The 17,284-nt window shown below is 54.8% G+C and carries 14 protein-coding genes; 4 read left to right on the plus strand and 10 right to left on the minus strand.

The genetic code is table 11. The features are described 5' to 3' along the window. The coding region (locus JFT44_RS28770; RefSeq protein WP_233098412.1) for an autotransporter-associated beta strand repeat-containing protein at positions 1-2,785 on the minus strand (2,785 nt) is incomplete at its 3' end. A gap of 717 nt (positions 2,786-3,502) precedes the next feature. Further along, complete coding sequence (locus tag JFT44_RS22640; protein ID WP_198831220.1) at positions 3,503-3,904, minus strand: hypothetical protein; 402 nt, start codon at positions 3,902-3,904, stop codon at positions 3,503-3,505. A gap of 150 nt (positions 3,905-4,054) precedes the next feature. On the opposite strand from JFT44_RS22640, the gene JFT44_RS22645 reads away from it, so the two are divergent. Further along, positions 4,055-4,615: a DUF2975 domain-containing protein gene (locus JFT44_RS22645; protein WP_057440893.1), complete on the plus strand. Its 561-nt coding sequence runs from the start codon at positions 4,055-4,057 to the stop codon at positions 4,613-4,615. Between the two features lie 10 nt (positions 4,616-4,625). After that, a complete protein-coding gene (locus JFT44_RS22650) occupies positions 4,626-4,853 on the plus strand; it encodes a helix-turn-helix transcriptional regulator (RefSeq protein WP_081044215.1) in 228 nt (75 codons plus the stop codon). Positions 4,854-5,140: 287 nt separating this feature from the next. On the opposite strand, the gene JFT44_RS22655 is transcribed toward JFT44_RS22650, so the two are convergent. The 6 genes from JFT44_RS22655 to JFT44_RS22680 all read right to left on the minus strand — a co-directional run bounded on the left by JFT44_RS22655 (position 5,141) and on the right by JFT44_RS22680 (position 10,898). Continuing rightward, complete coding sequence (locus JFT44_RS22655; protein WP_374068257.1) at positions 5,141-6,343, minus strand: cytosine permease; 1,203 nt, start codon at positions 6,341-6,343, stop codon at positions 5,141-5,143. Between the two features lie 231 nt (positions 6,344-6,574). Further along, on the minus strand, positions 6,575-7,549 hold the full coding sequence (locus tag JFT44_RS22660; RefSeq protein ID WP_198831202.1) for a biotin-dependent carboxyltransferase family protein: 975 nt from the start codon (positions 7,547-7,549) through the stop codon (positions 6,575-6,577). Next, positions 7,546-8,418, minus strand: coding sequence for an allophanate hydrolase subunit 1 (locus JFT44_RS22665; RefSeq protein WP_057440888.1), 873 nt, complete (start codon positions 8,416-8,418; stop codon positions 7,546-7,548). The genes JFT44_RS22660 and JFT44_RS22665 overlap by 4 nt, the downstream gene beginning before the upstream one ends. Further along, positions 8,415-9,788 carry an acetyl-CoA carboxylase biotin carboxylase subunit gene (locus tag JFT44_RS22670; protein ID WP_057959270.1) on the minus strand — a complete coding sequence of 458 codons (1,374 nt, stop codon included), beginning with the start codon at positions 9,786-9,788 and terminating at the stop codon, positions 8,415-8,417. Before JFT44_RS22670 ends, JFT44_RS22665 begins: the two co-directional genes overlap by 4 nt. A gap of 10 nt (positions 9,789-9,798) precedes the next feature. Next, on the minus strand, positions 9,799-10,044 hold the full coding sequence (locus tag JFT44_RS22675) for an acetyl-CoA carboxylase (RefSeq protein ID WP_057440886.1): 246 nt from the start codon (positions 10,042-10,044) through the stop codon (positions 9,799-9,801). 95 nt (positions 10,045-10,139) lie between these two features. Then, entirely contained in the window at positions 10,140-10,898 is a 759-nt protein-coding gene (locus tag JFT44_RS22680; protein WP_057959269.1) for a 5-oxoprolinase subunit PxpA, read from the minus strand. A gap of 126 nt (positions 10,899-11,024) precedes the next feature. On the opposite strand from JFT44_RS22680, the gene JFT44_RS22685 reads away from it, so the two are divergent. Both JFT44_RS22685 and JFT44_RS22690 read left to right on the plus strand, forming a co-directional pair. Beyond that, positions 11,025-11,942 (plus strand): LysR family transcriptional regulator, encoded by a 918-nt coding sequence (locus JFT44_RS22685; RefSeq protein WP_057440882.1) that lies wholly within the window; start codon positions 11,025-11,027, stop codon positions 11,940-11,942. Positions 11,943-12,352: 410 nt separating this feature from the next. Continuing rightward, positions 12,353-14,020: a BCCT family transporter gene (locus JFT44_RS22690; RefSeq protein WP_057959268.1), complete on the plus strand. Its 1,668-nt coding sequence runs from the start codon at positions 12,353-12,355 to the stop codon at positions 14,018-14,020. A gap of 228 nt (positions 14,021-14,248) precedes the next feature. Here JFT44_RS22690 and JFT44_RS22695 read toward each other — a convergent pair whose 3' ends face one another. Both JFT44_RS22695 and JFT44_RS22700 read right to left on the minus strand, forming a co-directional pair. Beyond that, positions 14,249-14,971 carry a 3'-5' exonuclease gene (locus JFT44_RS22695; RefSeq protein ID WP_057959267.1) on the minus strand — a complete coding sequence of 241 codons (723 nt, stop codon included), beginning with the start codon at positions 14,969-14,971 and terminating at the stop codon, positions 14,249-14,251. Beyond that, positions 14,968-16,848, minus strand: a complete 1,881-nt coding sequence (locus tag JFT44_RS22700) for a DUF294 nucleotidyltransferase-like domain-containing protein (RefSeq protein WP_057959266.1) — start codon at positions 16,846-16,848, stop codon at positions 14,968-14,970. The genes JFT44_RS22695 and JFT44_RS22700 overlap by 4 nt, the downstream gene beginning before the upstream one ends. Positions 16,849-17,284 lie beyond the last annotated feature (436 nt).

Below are 17,284 nucleotides of genomic sequence, written 5' to 3' on the forward strand. Positions count from 1 at the left end.
CAGTCGGTGACGAGGCTGGCGGTGGAGTACCCACCACATCAGGCCCTGGCTGAACAGGCGTTGCAACCACAGTCGGTGACGAGGCTGGCGGTGGAGTACCCACCACATCAGGCCCTGGCTGAACAGGTTCAACCAACGGTGCAGGCACGGAAGAGGTAAGCAATTGCTGTGTCCGCGGTACATTCACCTGACTATCCAAGAACAGGTAGTTCGGCGTAACGGATGAAAACTGCCCGACGATGCCTTTTTTGGCAGTAAGAATATTGAAGGTTTGTCCGACCAGGGTTTTTGCCTCGTCCTCCGTCAATAGGTTGGTGCTGTTCTCCAGTGACACTCTAACATCACCGCCATTCAGGGTTGCGACACCGGCACTATCGATCAGGTCGCTCCGTCCGTTCGGGCCGACTTCTACGGAATAAACTGAGCCAGCATCAAAGGTCACATCGCCAGCGCGCAGCGTACCGATAGAGTTACCGGGCGCTACCGTGCCGCCAGCGTTGATCGTCAGAGCACCCACCGCGCCTATACCACCGAGCGTAGCGCCCGGGCCCACAGTGACCTGGCTTTCAAGGCGAGCATTAGGATGATCACTGTCACCAATGACCAGACGCCCGTCCCGAACCAGGGTTGCACCGGTATAGCTATTCTGACCATTAAGAATGAGCTGACTGCCACCTGACTTCGTGAGCCCGCCGAAACCCTCTATCGAGCCGTCATAGCGTGTATTGAAGCCCTGGTCGATGGTTAGCGACCCCTTTCCAAGCTGGATGGAGCCACCCTTGCCTTCCAACTTCGAAGCGATTAGATCGAATCCGTTTAGATCAAGTGCTCCACCGTTGATGGTATAGGCGGTGTTGTTGACGAACCCACCCGCATTATCGGCTCTGAGGATGCCCTCCTCGACAAATGTTCCGCCTGTATAGGTGTTGGGGCCTGAAAGCGCGAATGTACCGGCCCCCAGTTTTGTGAGGCTGCCTGTGCCCGTCAAGGCTTTCGTAGCAGACACCACCAAGTCGGATTCGGCAACATCAATCCACCCTTGCTGTTCGAGAACGACGTCCCGATCGAGCTCGCCCATGGATAAACCTTCGACCCTGAGCCCGCCATTGGCCAGCCGCAGTTTAGCCTCGCTTCCTCCCAACGCTTTATCCTCATCAACGACAAGAAGCCCTCCGTCCGTTACAAGGGTTTCACCGATAAAAGAGTGATCGTCGATACAATAATCAGTGACAGCCTGCTGGAAACGGCTATCGCTGCCCTTGCAATTGAGAAGGGATTTCTTCTCTTCAATACTCAGCTTAGGTAATGTGGGATTACCGTTACTATCCGCAACTTGTCCAAGATAGACATCATTACGATAGTTGTTGCGAACAAGATTAAATCTTTTGTTTTTTTCCGCGAAGTTGTAAGCATCGGCGCCCCACACAAGGCGTGTTTTTTCTTGGTTGTCTACGACGTCTTTGTAAACTTCAAGCTGCGGTCCCACCCAGCGCAGGTTCTGCGCCACGGGCTCGTGGTCCGAAAGAGAACCGTCGCCGGGCAGCTTGGCTAGCTTGCTGAGATTACCTGATGGCTTACCATCGTCAGCAATCTCGATCCATTTGGCGAAGGGCCGAGACACCATGATGTGATCAATATTCACACGGTCCCAGCTCGGCCATTTGTTAGACCAATCCTCCCCATCACTAGTCCAAGTAGCGCGCTGATCGCCTACTCGACTAGGTTTGAATACTTCTCTATTTTGGTCTTTTTGAAAAAGCTGATACTGCTTCTTAAGTGTGTTCAGAGTGACCGGAAGGTTGCTTTTAACAGGATAAATTTCATCTTGCAGCGGACTATTTCCACCAGACTTTAAATGTTTATTTAAAGCATCCTCCCATTCCGCCCAAGACAAAAGATTAATCTTTTTATCAGGATACGCCATCGCGATTATATTTAAGTATCCTTTTTTCGCTTCAGCTAGGTACTCATAGATAAGTTTTTTATAAAAAGAGCTCTCTACATTTTTATCATTTACAATATTCCGCATTAATAATAGTTGCTGCTCTTTTCTATGTAATCCTCGCTCTGAAACATCGCCAGCATTGAAGTCCCCCAAAATAATCGTCGGGAATTTTCTGCTTGCCACCTCATTATTAAGCTCAAGCGCAGTATTAACGCGGTTGCCGGGAAGGTCTCCATGATCTAAATGTAGATTTTTTATGACCGCTACTGGAAAACCATTACCAGGATTAATCCTGACACTATCTCCGGATAACTCCTCAAAAGGCACGGAAGAAAAAATACTTCCAATACCTTTAAAGTACGAGTCCCTCCCATCCTTATTTCTTATTCGATACTGTTCAGTATCCCGAGAATATTCATCCTGGTTCTTGCGAAATTCGGAAAAGCTATCTTGTTTCCGGGGAGCGCTATTTAAAACGTTGATTGTCTCTCGCGTAAACGCGTCATAAGCTTTATCACCGTTCGCGGCAACGTCTCCTGCATTATCTGCTCTCGCGTTATTGTCAAGCTCAGGCAACACAAGAATATCTGGCGACACGTTCAAAAGCAGTTTTTTCATAGCATCTGAATAGGTGAGATTATTTGCATCTCCTTTCTCTTTCCAAATATTGGAGGACATTGGACGATTCCAGACATTAAAAACCATAGCCTTTACGGAGAAATTTTTCGGTATTTCCTCCTCAGCAAAAGCATCTCCTAGCCCCCCTCCTACAACTAACACAGTGACAACTACAACTTTAATTGAACTACTCGAGCAAGACTTATAACTTTTCGATTTCATAAAACCTTCCTTAGTCTTTAAGCCAATATAGTTTTACGGTCTTTGGTGAGCTACCAAGCACTGCAAGGCAGTGCTATGAAAGCCTTCCAAAATTTTTAGCCTTGAAGACCTGCGCATTCAAAGTAGCAAGCGCAACCCTCAACCCCGCTTATACTTCACCCGATGACACCCAGATCGACCACTTGCAGTAGTTAAAGAGCTATCCATGTCCGCCCTCCATCTAGCGGAACACATCACCGCGATGTCATCGCCCACATAGGCATCGAAGCCATAAAGCCTCAAACAAATATTTCATTTAAGCCACATGTAAAAATTTTATTTTTTGCGAAATCCTTCTCAAAAAAACAGCTTCATTTTGCAATAACGAAATTATACTGATGACGCTGAGGGCCTCTTCCTCCGTAAGTTTTTGCATCAACGTTAATAAGTCAGATGCGCAGCTTTCGCTCACCGAAGCAGATTCGATAAACCGTAACTGTAAAGATTGAATTTCTCGTAAATTGTCCGTCATCACACCTAAGTTCCACTCGAATGGGTGGTTAACTGATGGTCTGATTTTTATCTGCGAAAACAAAAAGCAACAATAGGACTGGTCTGAATTTTCAACCCGGAATTTCAACGTGACACCCACGTACTCCGACGCTTCTCGACGTATTCTGCGTGATTTTAGGCCGCACTCACCTTGTCCAGATCCGCGTGAGAAAGCTGCGCGTCTCCCTATACTTTTGGGTAGCCAATCTCATTGAGTGCCGTTGAAATCGTCGCTAGCTGCTTCACCACTTCCGGCGGGATGATCCACAATCGCCGCTCTAGTTCAAACTCATCCGGCGCGAATTGCCATTTCTGAGAGTGCCATCGCGAGCTCCTGAACAGAGTCAGGGCCAGAACGGTGTGGTGACCAAATATTGATGTCGGTGCTCGTTCATAAAGCGGCATTTCACTTGAGTTCCCTGACGAAGCGCCGCGCTGTATTTTTGATACGTCGCGCTTTTCTCCCAAGCGCCGCATTTGGGCTCGCAACCGTAAAATCTCGCTTTTGGCTTCGAGCAGTTCGTTGACCTGTTTCTCGACTTTGTCAGAAAGCACGGCGTTGACCCGTTTGTAGACACGGTGGGTCATTGGGCGCTCAGACCCTATCCCTCCATTACAACCAGGCAGGTGCCAGGGGCGGTAACACACCACAAAAGGCTCTATTTCAATAAATAATTATTGTAATACAGTAATTTCTTGTGCAAAAATCGAGCTCCACCCATCAAAAAGGCTTAAAAAATGCCCATTAACCGCCTTGCTTCCTTTAGCCAGCGTATGGCTGCTCTAACACTGACGCTCATAGCCTGCATGCTCATCCTCAATGCCGCACTGTGGGTATTTCCGATATTGGGGTCAGACGATGGATTAGGGCTTGGATTTTCCCTGAGCGGAGTGATGTTGACCCAACTCGCGGTAAAAATCGAAGTGCTCGCCTGGTGGCAAATACTCGGCGCGATCGTCATCTCCAGCGTGCCTTTGATCGCCTTGGCCAGCGGCCTGAATCACCTCCGCCGCCTGTTCCAGGGGTATGCCCGGAGCGAGTATTTCTCCAATAATGCTGCCGTTCACTTAGGGAAAGTTGGAAGGGGGGTCATTCTTTGGGTGGTTTCAAGTTTCATATGCACACCAATATTGAGTATTCTGGTCACCTTACATGCTCCACCCGGTCAACGCTTACTTACCATCAGCTTTACACCAGCGGACTTTATCGCTCTCTTTCTCGCCGGATGTATCGCAGTGATCGCGCGAATTTTGGCACAAGCGAGTGAAGTAAGTTCCGAAAATCAAACCTTTGTGTAAGGCCAGCATAATGACGATCATTATTGAGTTAGATGTAATGCTAGCAAAACGCAAAGTTAAGTCAAAAGACCTTGCCGCCGCAATTGGTATCACCGAACAAAATCTATCCCTATTAAAGCAAGGCAAGGTCAAAGGAGTACGCTTAGCTACACTTGAAGCGATTTGTGCCCATTTAAGTTGTCAGCCTGGAGATCTCCTAGTGTACCAACCGGAGCCACATGTTTCTGTTGTCGTCTAGAAAATGCCCACCACGGGAGATCAACTGCGAGTTAGAGTCTGGTACGCGCTCAAAACACGCCAACTTCCAGCATTCATTTTCTGAATAGTTGTGATTTGGAGTTTGCAGACTATTTTGGATACGACCGGCTCAAAACAGCTACTGTTTATTGTTGGAAACAGCAGCCTAGGCCGCGTCGAGTGCTGCTGCATGGGAAAGGGTCAAGGAAAACCCAAGTGGAATGAAGTCGGATCAGCCTACCGGCGCCCGCCCTGCTCCGTGGGTGCCGGTGAGTCCGACGTAAAATCCTATTCTGCGTACCTCCACCGTGAATGGCTTAGGCGGGACAAGCCTGCCTGCAATGCAAACGCAACGATCACGGTAGAGGGGGCGGAAAAGCGGCTCAGCTCACCGCCTGCAAACATCAACGCCAGTCCCAGTGCTGTAGCCCCAAACCATGCGGTCAAACCCACCGGATTGAAGGCTGCCACCCGCTCAAGCGCCTTCACATCACTGTGCTCGCAGAGGATCTTGGCCAACGCCACGCCGACCCAGGCCACCACGAAAATCCCCTGATACGCCAACGCTTTGAGGAGGTAGGCAAACACATCCGCCAGCATCAACCCGTAGACGATCACACCGACCACTATTGCCCACATCAGGTATGAACCGCGCGCGCCAGAACGCCCGAAGAACGCCTGCATATTCAGCGTCGCCAAGTAGTAATTGGCGGTGTTGATCCGGGTTTGCGTAGCCCAGACGAACAGCAACCCCCACAGGCCCATCAACTGCAGAATCGCCATCACTACTGACACTTCGCTCAGCGCACCTTCATGGGGAATGCTACTCACCAGATAGATCCCCGCCGCGCCGTTGAGCAGAAACGTCACCGCGTAGAATGGCATGCCAAAGTTCCAGCGACCGTGGTATTCGGCGTCTTCAGGCTTGCCAAAACGTGCGTAGTCAAAGGTGAACAGCATCAGCACCCAGACGCCCATGTAAGCGACAAAGCAATCCCACCAGCCGAATGCACTCGGCGTTGCCGGGCCGAAATCCAGCCATTGAGGCTGGTAGCCATACCGGCTGATCGATAGCCCCACCGCCACCAGCAAACCTGCGAGGTACACCGGGAGCAACACGCCGTTGAGCTTGTCCAGCCAGTGCTGCACGCTACCCAGTATCAGCGGCACGCTGTAGAGCACCACTACCAGTGCGGCAAGCGGATAGGCCAATTGCGGATAGAGGTGGTTGAGCGCCACGGCGATCACCGAACCTTCAAACACTGCGTAATAGATTGCGGTCGAGAAGAAAATCAGCGTCGCCAGACACGCCCCGGTGCTGCCGAACAGTAGTCGTGAAAACAACGCCACCGACAGACCGCTGCGAATCGCAAAGCGGCTGAGCACGCTGTTGATCAGTCCATAGCTGATCACCGACAGGACCATGCCGATCAGCGCATTGCGCGTACCGAACGACAAAGCCAATGACGCACCCACGACGATGTAAAACATCGCACTGCACACCGCCCACCAAGCCATAGTCAGGGATAATCGCCCCATGCGTGCTTCGGTCGGGACGGGCTGATGGGCCGGGTCTTGCCCGGTTTGATTCGATTGCGATAAAGCAGCCATATGCGTGAACTCCAAAACCAGTCAAAGGTTGAAGCGCGGGCAGCCGTCACCGCACCGAAGTACGGCGTTGGCATACCGTTTGGCATGGCCCGCGCTATGCGGCGGGCAGGATCAGGAAGGGAACAGCTTGCTCAGGCAGCTGAGTTTTTTCTTATAGGATCGTCGTGCTTCCAGCGCCTCTTCGAGGGTCACCGCAACAAAGCGGGCTTTCTGGTTGGGTTGCATCTGGCCGATCAAATCGAGGTCGGCGCTAATCACTGTGCCAATCATCGCGTAGCCGCCACCGGACACCGCATCACGGTGCAACACAATGGGTTCAAGCCCTGCGGGCACCTGGATCGAGCCGATCGGGTAGCAACTGTCGACGATGTTCGACGGATCGGAACCGGCGCCGAATGGCTGCTCGCGGGGCTGAAAGCTCAGCGCGCTGCCACCCTTGAAGCGATAGCCGATGCGGTCCGCTTCCGAACCGACCGTCCACGGTTCGGCGAAAAAGCTCTGCGCCGCCGATTCGGTCAAACGGTGGAAGTACAAACCGGGCACTACCCGCAGGGTGATTTCGCCCCCCAATGCTTGCCGTAACGCCATGGGCAAACTGGCCCCGGCGAGCCCCTTGCCACTGGCGATACCGACCGGCAATTCGTCCCCCGCATTCAGCCGTCGCCCTTGAAAACCGCCGAGCGCACCGAGCGCGTAGGTGGATCGACTGCCGAGCACCACCGGTACATCAATGCCGCCGGCCACCGCCACATAAGTGCGGGCACCGGCCTTGGGAAAGTCAAAGCGCAGCACTTGCCCGGCCTTCACCGTGAACGCGGTGTCGTGGTGCATTTCCACGCCATCGACCCGTGGCGTCATGTGCGCGCCACTGACCGCCACCAGTGCATCCTGCTGAAACTCCAACTCAGGGCCCAGCAAGGTGCACTCCAGCGCCGCCGCTCCTGCGGGGTTGCCGACCAATTGATTGGCCACGCTCAAGGCGTATTGATCAAGCGCGCCGGACGGCGGAATGCCCAAGTGGTAATACCCTTCGCGGCCTAGGTCCTGCACAGAAGTGGCGAGGCCGGGTTTGAGGACCTTAATCATGCCAATACCTCCTGCAGCGACTTGGGATAGCCGACAGGATCGGCAAGGAACGCGTCCAGCGAAAACTCGACTGGTCGAATCCGCAGCTCGAAGCAACCGGCTTCCACTTCGGCGACCGCGTGGTCGTAGGCTTCGCGGTCCATCGGTTTGAACTGCACAATGTCGCCTGGACGGAAAAACACCATGTGTTCTTTCAGGTACGCAAGGTTCTGTTGCGGGTCGTAGATCGGCGCGGGCGTAACGCCAAACATCTGATAGCCGCCGGCGCCGCGCACTGAGTAAATGCATCCAAAGCAACCGCCGTGGCCAAGGGTCAATTTTGGCGTGTCGGTGCGTGGGCGCAGGTATTTAGGCACTTGCAACTGGCGCTCACGCTCAACCATCTGGAACATGAACGGCAACCCGGCAACGAAGCCCACCATCGAGACAAACCACGGTGCGCCACTGTGGGCCGCGATGAATGCATCGACGTCGGCCAGGCCGTTGATGCGTGCGGCGTATTCCAGGTCCGTGGCGCTCGGGTCTTGATGGCGGTCGCGAAAACGCATCAGGGTTTCGTGGGTCCAGGGATCGTTGTAGAGCACGGGGATCTCGATGATCCGCGTCTGCAACGTGCGCTCCGCGACGGCCCCGGTCTCGGCGATTTGTACCGCTTCGAGCAAGGTGTGAGGGGCGATGCGATCCGGGTCGAAACGAATCTGGAATGATGCGTTAGCCAGGCAGATATCGAGCACACCATCCAGAGCCAACCGTTCCACGGCGCGGGTGATGGCCAGTCCTTTGAAGAAGGCGTCCAAGGACATGCTGTCACTGACTTCGGCAAACAAATGTTCATCAGCGCCAAAGCTGTAGCGGACGGGAGTACTCATGATTCGCCTCCATTGCCGCGCTCGGCCAACCAGGTTTCCAGCGTGCCCGTGTGAAAGTCGGCGTTGTGCAACCAGGGTTGTTCCAGCAATTCGCCGTGCAACGCCAAGGTGTTGGCCATGCCGGTAAGCGTGGTGTTTGCCACCGCGACTCGCGCTCGGCCTAGGGCTTCAGCGCGATCCGCGCCGTGAACAATCAGTTTGGCCAGCAGCGAGTCGTAGTACGGCGGCACGCGATAGCCTGGATACAGATGCGTATCGACGCGAATGCCCTCGCCGTTCGGCCAGATCAGCTCCTCGACCAGGCCTGGACTCGGGAAGAAATCCCGCGCCGGGTCTTCGGCGTTCAGGCGCATTTGCAAGGCCGCGCCGTTGAGTCGGATGTCGCTCTGCTTGAAGCCGAGCGGCTCGCCGCCTGCGATGCGTAACATGGCCTGGACCAAATCGATGCCGGTGATCAGTTCACTGACCGGGTGCTCCACTTGAATCCGCGTGTTCATCTCGATAAAGAAGAACTCCCCAGTGGCGTCGTCATACAGGTACTCCAGAGTACCGGCGCCCTTGTAGCCCAAAGATTCGGTCAGACGCACGGCGCTTTCGCAGAGGGTCTCTCGTTGCTGCTGGCTGAGGGCTGGCGACGGCGCCTCCTCAAAGATTTTCTGCCGGCGCCGTTGCAACGAGCATTCGCGCTCGAACAAATGCACGGCGTGATGACCGTCGCCCAGTACCTGCACTTCAATATGCCGGGCCCTACTGATAAACCGCTCCAGGTACACCGCTCCATTGCCAAACGCCGCTTGGGCTTCGCGCTGGGAACGGGGGAACTCTTCACTCAATTGCTCGGCATTTTCCGCCAGCCGAATACCGCGCCCGCCGCCACCGGCCGAAGCTTTGATCAGCAGCGGGAAACCAACGGATTCGGCAGCCTTGAGCGCCGATTCAACGTCGAACAGTTCACCCGGCGAACCCGGCACCACCGGTACGCCAGCGGCTTGCGCCGTGCGCCGAGCCTCAGCTTTATCGCCCATGCGCCGGATCGTCTCCGCGCTCGGGCCGACGAAAATGGCACCGGCAGACACGACTGCTTCAGCGAAATCGGCGTTCTCTGACAGAAAGCCATAACCGGGATGCACTGCGTTGGCGCCCGTGGATGTCAAGGCACCGAGCAAGGCTTCTACGTTCAGGTAACTTTTGTCAGCACGGGCCGGGCCGAGAATGTGCACTTCATCGGCCATGCGCGCCGCCAGGGAGTCGACGTCCGCCTCGCTGCACGCCGCCACGGTGGGAATCCCGAGCGCCTTCGCGGCACGAATAATCCGCACCGCGATCTCGCCACGGTTGGCGATCAGTAATTTATGAATACCTTGGGTCATGATCGCGCCCTCACTCGACGTCGAGTGTTGCGATGACTTGACCCGGCTCCACCGGATCACCGTCTTCTACCAGGAATGCGCTGAGACGACCAGCCGTCCCGGCGGTCAGTTCGGAGAACTGCTTCATGACCTCAATCAGGCCAATCACCGTATCGGCGCTGACCTGAGCGCCCACTTCGACGTAGTTCGCCGATTCCGGAGTCGCTTTGCGGTAGAAGGACCCCGGCAACGGGGTGATTACACTGTGTTCGGCCATGTCTGTTCCTCTTGGAATAGTTGTAGAAAGGCAGGCAAAAAAGTACCTGGGTGGGCAAACCCAGACGTGTGTGTGCCAAGTATTTTTATTCGGTCTCAGTGCGGTGATCGGACCTCTATACACGCGTCATCGAGGGCACGACGCGTTGCTTCGACCAACGCCAAGGCGCCCGGCGTATCGCTGTGCAAACAGATGGAATCGAATTCAATCGCCAGGTCTTCGCCCTCGACGGTACGCACCACGCCCAGTTGGCAAGCACGCAGCACTCGCTCGGCGACCTGGATCGGGTCGTAAGCCCGCACGTTGCGAGTGAAGACGATGGAGCCGCTGAGGTCGTATTCGCGGTCGGCGTAGAACTCGCGAATCACCGGTTGGCCAAGGTCCGTGGCAATCCGCCAGATCACGGAACCGGGCATGCAATACAGCAGCAACTCCGGCTCCAGACGCTGGAGGTTCTCCACCAGCAAAAGCGCAGCCTCTTCGTCCCGGGCCAGGTGCATGTAGAGCGCGCCGTGGGGCTTGATGTGTTGCAAGGCTACGCCCTGAACCCTGGCTAGTTCACGCAAGGCGCCTAACTGATAGAGCATGTCATCGACCAGTTCCTGGGCCGGCGCATTGATGTGCCGACGGCCAAAACCAACCAGGTCGCGAAACCCCGGATGCGCGCCGATAGCCACACCCAAACGCTTGGCATGCTCGACGGTACGTCGCATGGTACTGGGGTCGCCAGCATGAAAACCGGTGGCGATGTTGGCCGAACTGATAAAGCCCATCAGCTCATTGTCGACGCCATCGCCGATGGTCCAAGGGCCAAACCCTTCGCCCATGTCCGAGTTGAAATCTACTGCCTGCATGACGCTTGCTCCCAACGCTTGTGACTTCTTGCAGGCCACGTTAGATTCCTCCTCTCCCCCTTGGGAAGATCTATTATCAGATAGGCTGTCTTCTGAAAAACAGATACGCGCTCACCAGGAGAGCCTATGTCACTGACCCTGCGCCAGATTCGCTATTTCGTCGCCACCGCCGAGATCGGGCAAATTTCTCAAGCGGCGATTCAGTTAAATATTTCCCAATCGGCCGTGACCACGGCGATCAAGGAGCTGGAAGGCATCCTCGGTACACTGTTGTTCCAGCGCTCGGCCCAGGGCATGAGCCTGACCGATGCCGGGCGGCACTTTTTGAATCGGGCCTACGTGATTTTGCGCAGCGTCGATGATGCGTTGAACAGCCCGTTGCCGGACATCCGCGCCAGTGGTGTATTGCGCTTGGCGGCAAGCTACACGGTGATCGGTTACTTCTTGCCGCACCACCTGCAACGACTTGAGCACTGGCATCCGGACGTGGCCATCGAAGTGCACGAACAAGAACGCACGGCCATCGAGCAGGGTCTGTTGGAAGGTCGATTCGACATGGCAGTGGTGCTCACCGCGAACCTGACCCACCCGGACATCGTCTCGGAGACGCTCTTCAACTCCGAGCGCCGGCTATGGCTGCCCAGCGGCCATGCCCTTTGCGAGCGCTCGGCCGTGAGCCTCGCCGATGTGGCGCAAGAGCCCTACATTCTCCTGACCGTCGACGAAGCCGAACAAAGTGCAATGCGTTACTGGGAACTCGCAAACTTTCAGCCGGACGTCAAAGTGCGCACCAGTTCCGTCGAGGCGGTGCGCAGCATGGTAGCCAATGGTAACGGCGTTGCGATCCTCTCAGACCTGGTACACCGCCCCTGGTCGCTGGAAGGAAAGCGCATTGAAACCCTGACCATCTCCGATCAGGTGACCCCCATGAGCGTCGGCCTGGCGTGGCATCGCGAACGTGAATTCAGCTCGGCGATGCACGCATTTCGAAATTATTTCCACCACACATTTCTAACGCCCCAACAGCATTTCGCACGACGCTGAAAACTTGCGATTTTAATCAAGGATGACCGGGAGCCACGCACGGTGGGCTACCCGTACTGAAGCGGCGTCGCGAAGGACTTCACGTAAACCTCATCGGTATGAAGCGGGCAACTTTCACGATCGTGGAACGCTTTGGCGCTCACGCCAAACCGGACGGGATACATAAGCTGATGGGGCATTGATCTGGCCCGCGCAAACCTGTTCATTGCACTCAATCGAACAGATTGAAGCCCAAAATCAAGTCATGTGGTTGTGAACTATTCGATCGAAGGGCTGTGCAATAGGCAAGTTTTGCCGGTTTTATTCTCAAAGCTTGTTAGGATAAACGCGCTTACATCTCGTTTTACCATAGGAACAGCGGGGATAATCACAACTACACGTTAAGACGTGCCAACAACAAGGAGATTCTTATGGTTGAAAAGCCTACGGATGATCGACCGAACACCCCAAACGTCCCCAGTGAGGACGGTATTCCTGCGCCTAGTGGGGCTGCCAATCTGATCGACACTGACTACGTCATCGGTCAAGACAATATCAAGGGAGAGTTTTCATTCTCGCTCGATATCCACGGCAAAGTATTCATCATTTCAGCTGCCACAATTTTACTGTTCGTGATTTTGACATTGGCACTGCAAAATGAAGTAGAGCCCCTCTTCAGCGCCATCCGGAACTGGTTAACCAGCCACCTCGCCTGGCTCTTCATGAGCATTGCGAATGTTTTTGTGGTGCTGTGCATTGCGCTGATTTTCTCCCCGCTGGGAAAGGTGCGTTTGGGCGGCAGAGATGCCAAACCAGACCACTCCTACGTCGGATGGTTTTCAATGCTGTTTGCCGCGGGCATGGGCATTGGGTTGATGTTTTATGGCGTAGCCGAACCCATGTCGCATTACGCGGCATCCATGGGAGGCGTGACCGTCGATGCGAGCGGAGTGCGTACGGACTGGGCACCGTTGGGCGGTGCAGCAGGCGATATGAAAGCATCCGCCGACTTGGCCATGGCCGCTACGATCTTTCACTGGGGACTTCATCCCTGGGCGATCTATGCAATTGTGGCGTTGTCCCTGGCATTGTTTTCTTACAACAAGGGCTTACCGCTGTCGATACGCTCAATTTTCTATCCGTTACTGGGTGAGCGCGTTTGGGGATGGCCGGGGCATCTCATCGATATTCTCGCGGTATTCGCCACACTATTTGGGTTGGCGACCTCTCTGGGCATTGGCGCAGAACAGGCTGCTGCGGGGATTGAATATCTCTTCGGGATACAATCGACAAATCTCAGCAAAGTTGTCCTGATCGTTGGCATCACCTTGATCGCGCTGTGGTCAGTCCTTTCCGGTTTGGACAAGGGCGTCAAAATGCTTTCCCAGATCAATATGGGACTCGCGTTTCTCTTACTGGTATTTATCATCGTAGTGGGGCCGACCCTGGCCATCTTCACCGGGTTCTTCAGTAACCTGGTGACGTATGTTGAATACCTGCCGGCGCTGTCAAATCCATTCGGCCGCACTGACACTCAATTCACCCAAGGCTGGACAGCCTTCTACTGGGCGTGGTGGATCAGTTGGTCGCCGTTTGTAGGGATGTTTATCGCCCGCGTCAGTCGTGGTCGAACGGTCAGAGAGTTTCTGATTTCGGTCTTGCTCGTCCCCTCAGTGGTGTCTGTGCTGTGGATGACAACGTTCGGTGGAACGGCCATTGACCAAACGACCTTACAGGGCCTGATGGGCGTCAAGGACGCTGTGCTGGAACTGAAGTTGTTTGCCATGCTGGGGGAGTTGCCGCTTAAAGAGATCACCTCATTCCTGGGCATCGTTCTGGTCATTGTGTTCTTTATTACCTCCTCGGACTCAGGCTCCTTGGTAATCGACACAATCACCGCCGGCGGCAAGGTGGATGCGCCGGTGCCTCAACGTGTGTTCTGGGCAGTGATCGAGGGCGTTATTGCTATTGCTCTCCTGCTGGGCGGCGGTCTTGTGGCATTGCAGGCAATGGCAGTGTCTACAGGGTTGCCTTTCGCAATCGTATTAATGCTGGGGTGCATATCCCTCGTGAAAGGACTGATGTCTGAGCCTCGCTAGCAAATAGGCTGCCGCTGTCAGCGCGCAGCCCCCCCCCCGTGACGCCATCGTCTGCGCAGATGGCGTCACCCTGAGTACCGCTAGCGAGTCAATGCCCATTTGCTCAAGGCGGATAATGACGGCAGGCCCAACACCCAAATGCATCTCAAAGCGAGATCCATCGGCCCAAGCGGAGGCCTCAGGAAGGTCCGTCAGACAGCCGCAAGCGTTTCACTTTCAAGCGGCGACTCAGTTCCATAACTCGCCAACAGGCGTGGACGTTGAGTAATGAGTCGCTACTTGCGCCTGCAACAGTTCTGCCGTCGCCAGGGCATCGGTTAATGCATGGTGAGCGTGATAAGCCGGAAGGCCAAGGCGCGCTCGGCTATCCGCCAGCCTTATGGACGGTTGTGAGCGCCCCATAAGTCGGGCGAACCACCCGCGTTTTCGCCGGTGTAGACGGGCTTCTAACTGCATCGTATCGATGACCGGAAACTCAAACCCCTCCCCTAAATGGCTACGCACTGCCTGATCCAGAAAGGCCCGCTCAATATTCCGGTAATGGACGACCATCACCTTACCTGCCATGGCCTCCAGCAATGGCGCCAGCACCCGCTCAAAGGTGGGAGCATCTGAAATTTCAGCATGGGTTATGTGATGAAACGTCACTGACTTTTCCTTCAGCTCGGACGCTGGCTTTATCACCCAGTAAAGCGAACTCCCACAATAAATGCGCTGCAGCGTGAACGGCATGACGCCGATGCTCACAATACTGTCAGCCTGTGCATCAAGGCCGGTGGTTTCTACGTCCAAGGCCAGCAATTGCACGCTTTCAATGGATGCCTGTGCCGAGACCGCGCCGGCTTGATAGAACTGTCGCAAGCGGCTGTTAACGGCCTCGCCTGCCAGCGTCTCAAACCGCGCGGACCACTCCAGCATTTTATGATTGGGCTGCGCTTTCACGTGGTTCATGAGGACAGGCGACCCTTGGAGGGATAACGGAAGCGCAAGAAATTCTGGCCATTACTCAAGACTTGAAACGCCTCTTTGAGGTTATGCCGCTCACTATTGGAAAAGCGCTCAGGCTCAATGTAATTGTTAAGCGCAGCTCCCTGCTCCAGTGCGTCAACCTGATGTCGAATTCGCACCATCGACAGGAACTCCAGCGCGTATCGGAGTTGCTTTAATGCTTCAGGCGGAATGACGTTGCTGTTCGCGATGGCATCCATGCGATCAAATGAATTCTGCGCAGTACTGCCACACGCGAGCGCGTGGATACGGATCAGATCAGTCAGCGGTGCAGTGCCTCGCCCCTTGAGGTTGATAATCCGTTTATGCTGCCCATCTGTCTCAACCACAAAGGTCCGGAAAAAGCCCAATGGCGGTGTCCGGTTAAGGGCAATTCGAGCCATGGCACTTAGAAAAACAGGATGTGCGCTGGATTTTCGAGCACACAGAACCTTAAGTTCCTGGACAAGCTCGAGTTCGCCAAACACACCATCCAGGTCGAAAAAAATACAACTATTGAGCAACGTCGTCGGATTAGGCTTTTCGATCCACTGATCAAAATAACTTCGCCATACCTTCAGCGGCTGACGCCACTGATCGTTCGTCGCCATGATCCCGCCTTTGCAATAGCTGTAACCGCACGCGGCCAGGCCATCACTCACAAACGTCGCCAACGCGCGGAAGTATGCATCGTGCTGGATCGGATCGAAGCGGTCGTCGAGCACCAGGGCGTTGTCCTGGTCCGTCACCAATAGCTGCTCATCACGTGCCATGGAGCCCAGCACCATAAAGCAGTAAGGCACCGGAGGCGGCCCCAGCTTTTTCTCTGCGAGCTCCAGCAAACGTTGGGTAAAGGCTCGGCCAATACCAGAAATCGCGCTGCCAATCATGTGCGCCGTCGCGCCATCACGCACCATGCGGATGTAGGTTCCGCGCAGGTCACGCAAAAGCGATTTCAAACCGTCGACCGACGTCTGGTTAGAGATTCTGTTTACCAGGTACAAACTGCTGTGTGACTCGTAGCGGATGATATCCGACAAGTTGATCAGCCCGATCGGATGGCCAAGATGGACCACCGGCAGATGGTGAATATTACGGCGCAACATCACCAGCATCGCTTCAAACACTGAGTCGTCTGCGCCTATCGCTACCGGCTCGGCCGTCATGATGTCTCGGGCAGACGTTTCGTCAGCGTTTCGGCCTTCAGCGACAACGCGTGTGCGAAGGTCCCGATCGGTCACAATCCCTTGGATTTCAGCCGCCTGCAAGCCCGCTGATGACATCACCAGAACGCAAGAAACACTTTGCTCTGTCATGATTTTTGCCGCGTCGCCGACACAGGTATCCGACGTGACCCACACCAAGGGCCGAGAGATAAGGCCTCGGCATTTGAGCTGAATAAGCTCACTCGCCCGCCCCTGCGCCTCTACGGCAGTCTTGAGCCTGGAGTGCCCCTCAGCTTCAACGAAGTCGGCGAAAGCATCATGCTGTGCGCACAGTTCAGCGAAGATATTGGCGGGTATGTAATAGATCAGGCTATCTTCCAAGGCTCTGGCGGGAAAACGCACCTTGTTACTGCGCAACAAACCGGCCTGACCGAAGAGGTCGCCTTCGACAAGTCGGTTATAGAGTTCGCCATTGCGCCGGTAAATCTCCACCGCACCGCTACGGACATAGTGCAAGTCATGAATGATTGCGCCCGCTTCAAGGATGTCACTGCCGGCCTTGAAATAACTCACTTCTACCCGCCGGGCGATGGCGTCTACCGTTTCCTTTGGTAGCGTATCAAATGGAGCGAAACGATAGAGGTGGTCGCTAATCTCCTGTAACTCGATTTGCATGAAACCTCGAAATGCTCAAAAGAACTAAAGTTGCGAGCGCCCTAAATGACAAAGGACAGTCGTCTTTCTGTGTGGCCCACCACATCACATCCCGATACAAGGATCAAGCGCCACGTCTAATCTACGCCAAGAGTTGCAATAACTGCTGCGCAACGGCTGGCCGTCATATTGGCAATACCGGCAGGAGCGGCATTCGCTGAATGCATAGCGCAGGTGCTGTCGCCAAAGCACATAAGTTACAAATATTTATGGGCATCCTGCCGGCGATGATTGCGCAGGAGATGAGCGATTGCGCGACCGCTGCGCCACCTGCCAGGATGAGGCCTTCAGAGCGGATAAAGGGTTCTATTGGGGGTAGGCGTCTCCGACATATTCAGTAACCTTATTTTTCGGGACCCTGAACACGGTGCGAGACACGCAAGTTTAGCGGCCGGGC

The sequence above is a fragment of the Pseudomonas sp. MF5691 genome, from assembly GCF_016405645.1.
Lineage (GTDB): Bacteria > Pseudomonadota > Gammaproteobacteria > Pseudomonadales > Pseudomonadaceae > Aquipseudomonas > Aquipseudomonas shahriarae.

What these genes read in the sequence shown, in the direction of transcription:
- JFT44_RS22685 (WP_057440882.1), top strand. Translation starts at nt 11,025, where the DNA reads ATGTCACTGACCCTGCGCCAGATTCGCTATTTCGTCGCCACCGCCGAG.
- JFT44_RS22650 (WP_081044215.1), top strand. Translation starts at nt 4,626, where the DNA reads ATGACGATCATTATTGAGTTAGATGTAATGCTAGCAAAACGCAAAGTT.
- JFT44_RS22680 (WP_057959269.1), bottom strand. Translation starts at nt 10,898, where the DNA reads ATGCAGGCAGTAGATTTCAACTCGGACATGGGCGAAGGGTTTGGCCCT.
- JFT44_RS22695 (WP_057959267.1), bottom strand. Translation starts at nt 14,971, where the DNA reads ATGAACCACGTGAAAGCGCAGCCCAATCATAAAATGCTGGAGTGGTCC.
- JFT44_RS22675 (WP_057440886.1), bottom strand. Translation starts at nt 10,044, where the DNA reads ATGGCCGAACACAGTGTAATCACCCCGTTGCCGGGGTCCTTCTACCGC.
- JFT44_RS22660 (WP_198831202.1), bottom strand. Translation starts at nt 7,549, where the DNA reads ATGATTAAGGTCCTCAAACCCGGCCTCGCCACTTCTGTGCAGGACCTA.
- JFT44_RS22655 (WP_374068257.1), bottom strand. Translation starts at nt 6,343, where the DNA reads ATGTTTTACATCGTCGTGGGTGCGTCATTGGCTTTGTCGTTCGGTACG.
- JFT44_RS22670 (WP_057959270.1), bottom strand. Translation starts at nt 9,788, where the DNA reads ATGACCCAAGGTATTCATAAATTACTGATCGCCAACCGTGGCGAGATC.
- JFT44_RS22640 (WP_198831220.1), bottom strand. Translation starts at nt 3,904, where the DNA reads ATGACCCACCGTGTCTACAAACGGGTCAACGCCGTGCTTTCTGACAAA.
- JFT44_RS22690 (WP_057959268.1), top strand. Translation starts at nt 12,353, where the DNA reads ATGGTTGAAAAGCCTACGGATGATCGACCGAACACCCCAAACGTCCCC.
- JFT44_RS22645 (WP_057440893.1), top strand. Translation starts at nt 4,055, where the DNA reads ATGCCCATTAACCGCCTTGCTTCCTTTAGCCAGCGTATGGCTGCTCTA.
- JFT44_RS22700 (WP_057959266.1), bottom strand. Translation starts at nt 16,848, where the DNA reads ATGCAAATCGAGTTACAGGAGATTAGCGACCACCTCTATCGTTTCGCT.
- JFT44_RS22665 (WP_057440888.1), bottom strand. Translation starts at nt 8,418, where the DNA reads ATGAGTACTCCCGTCCGCTACAGCTTTGGCGCTGATGAACATTTGTTT.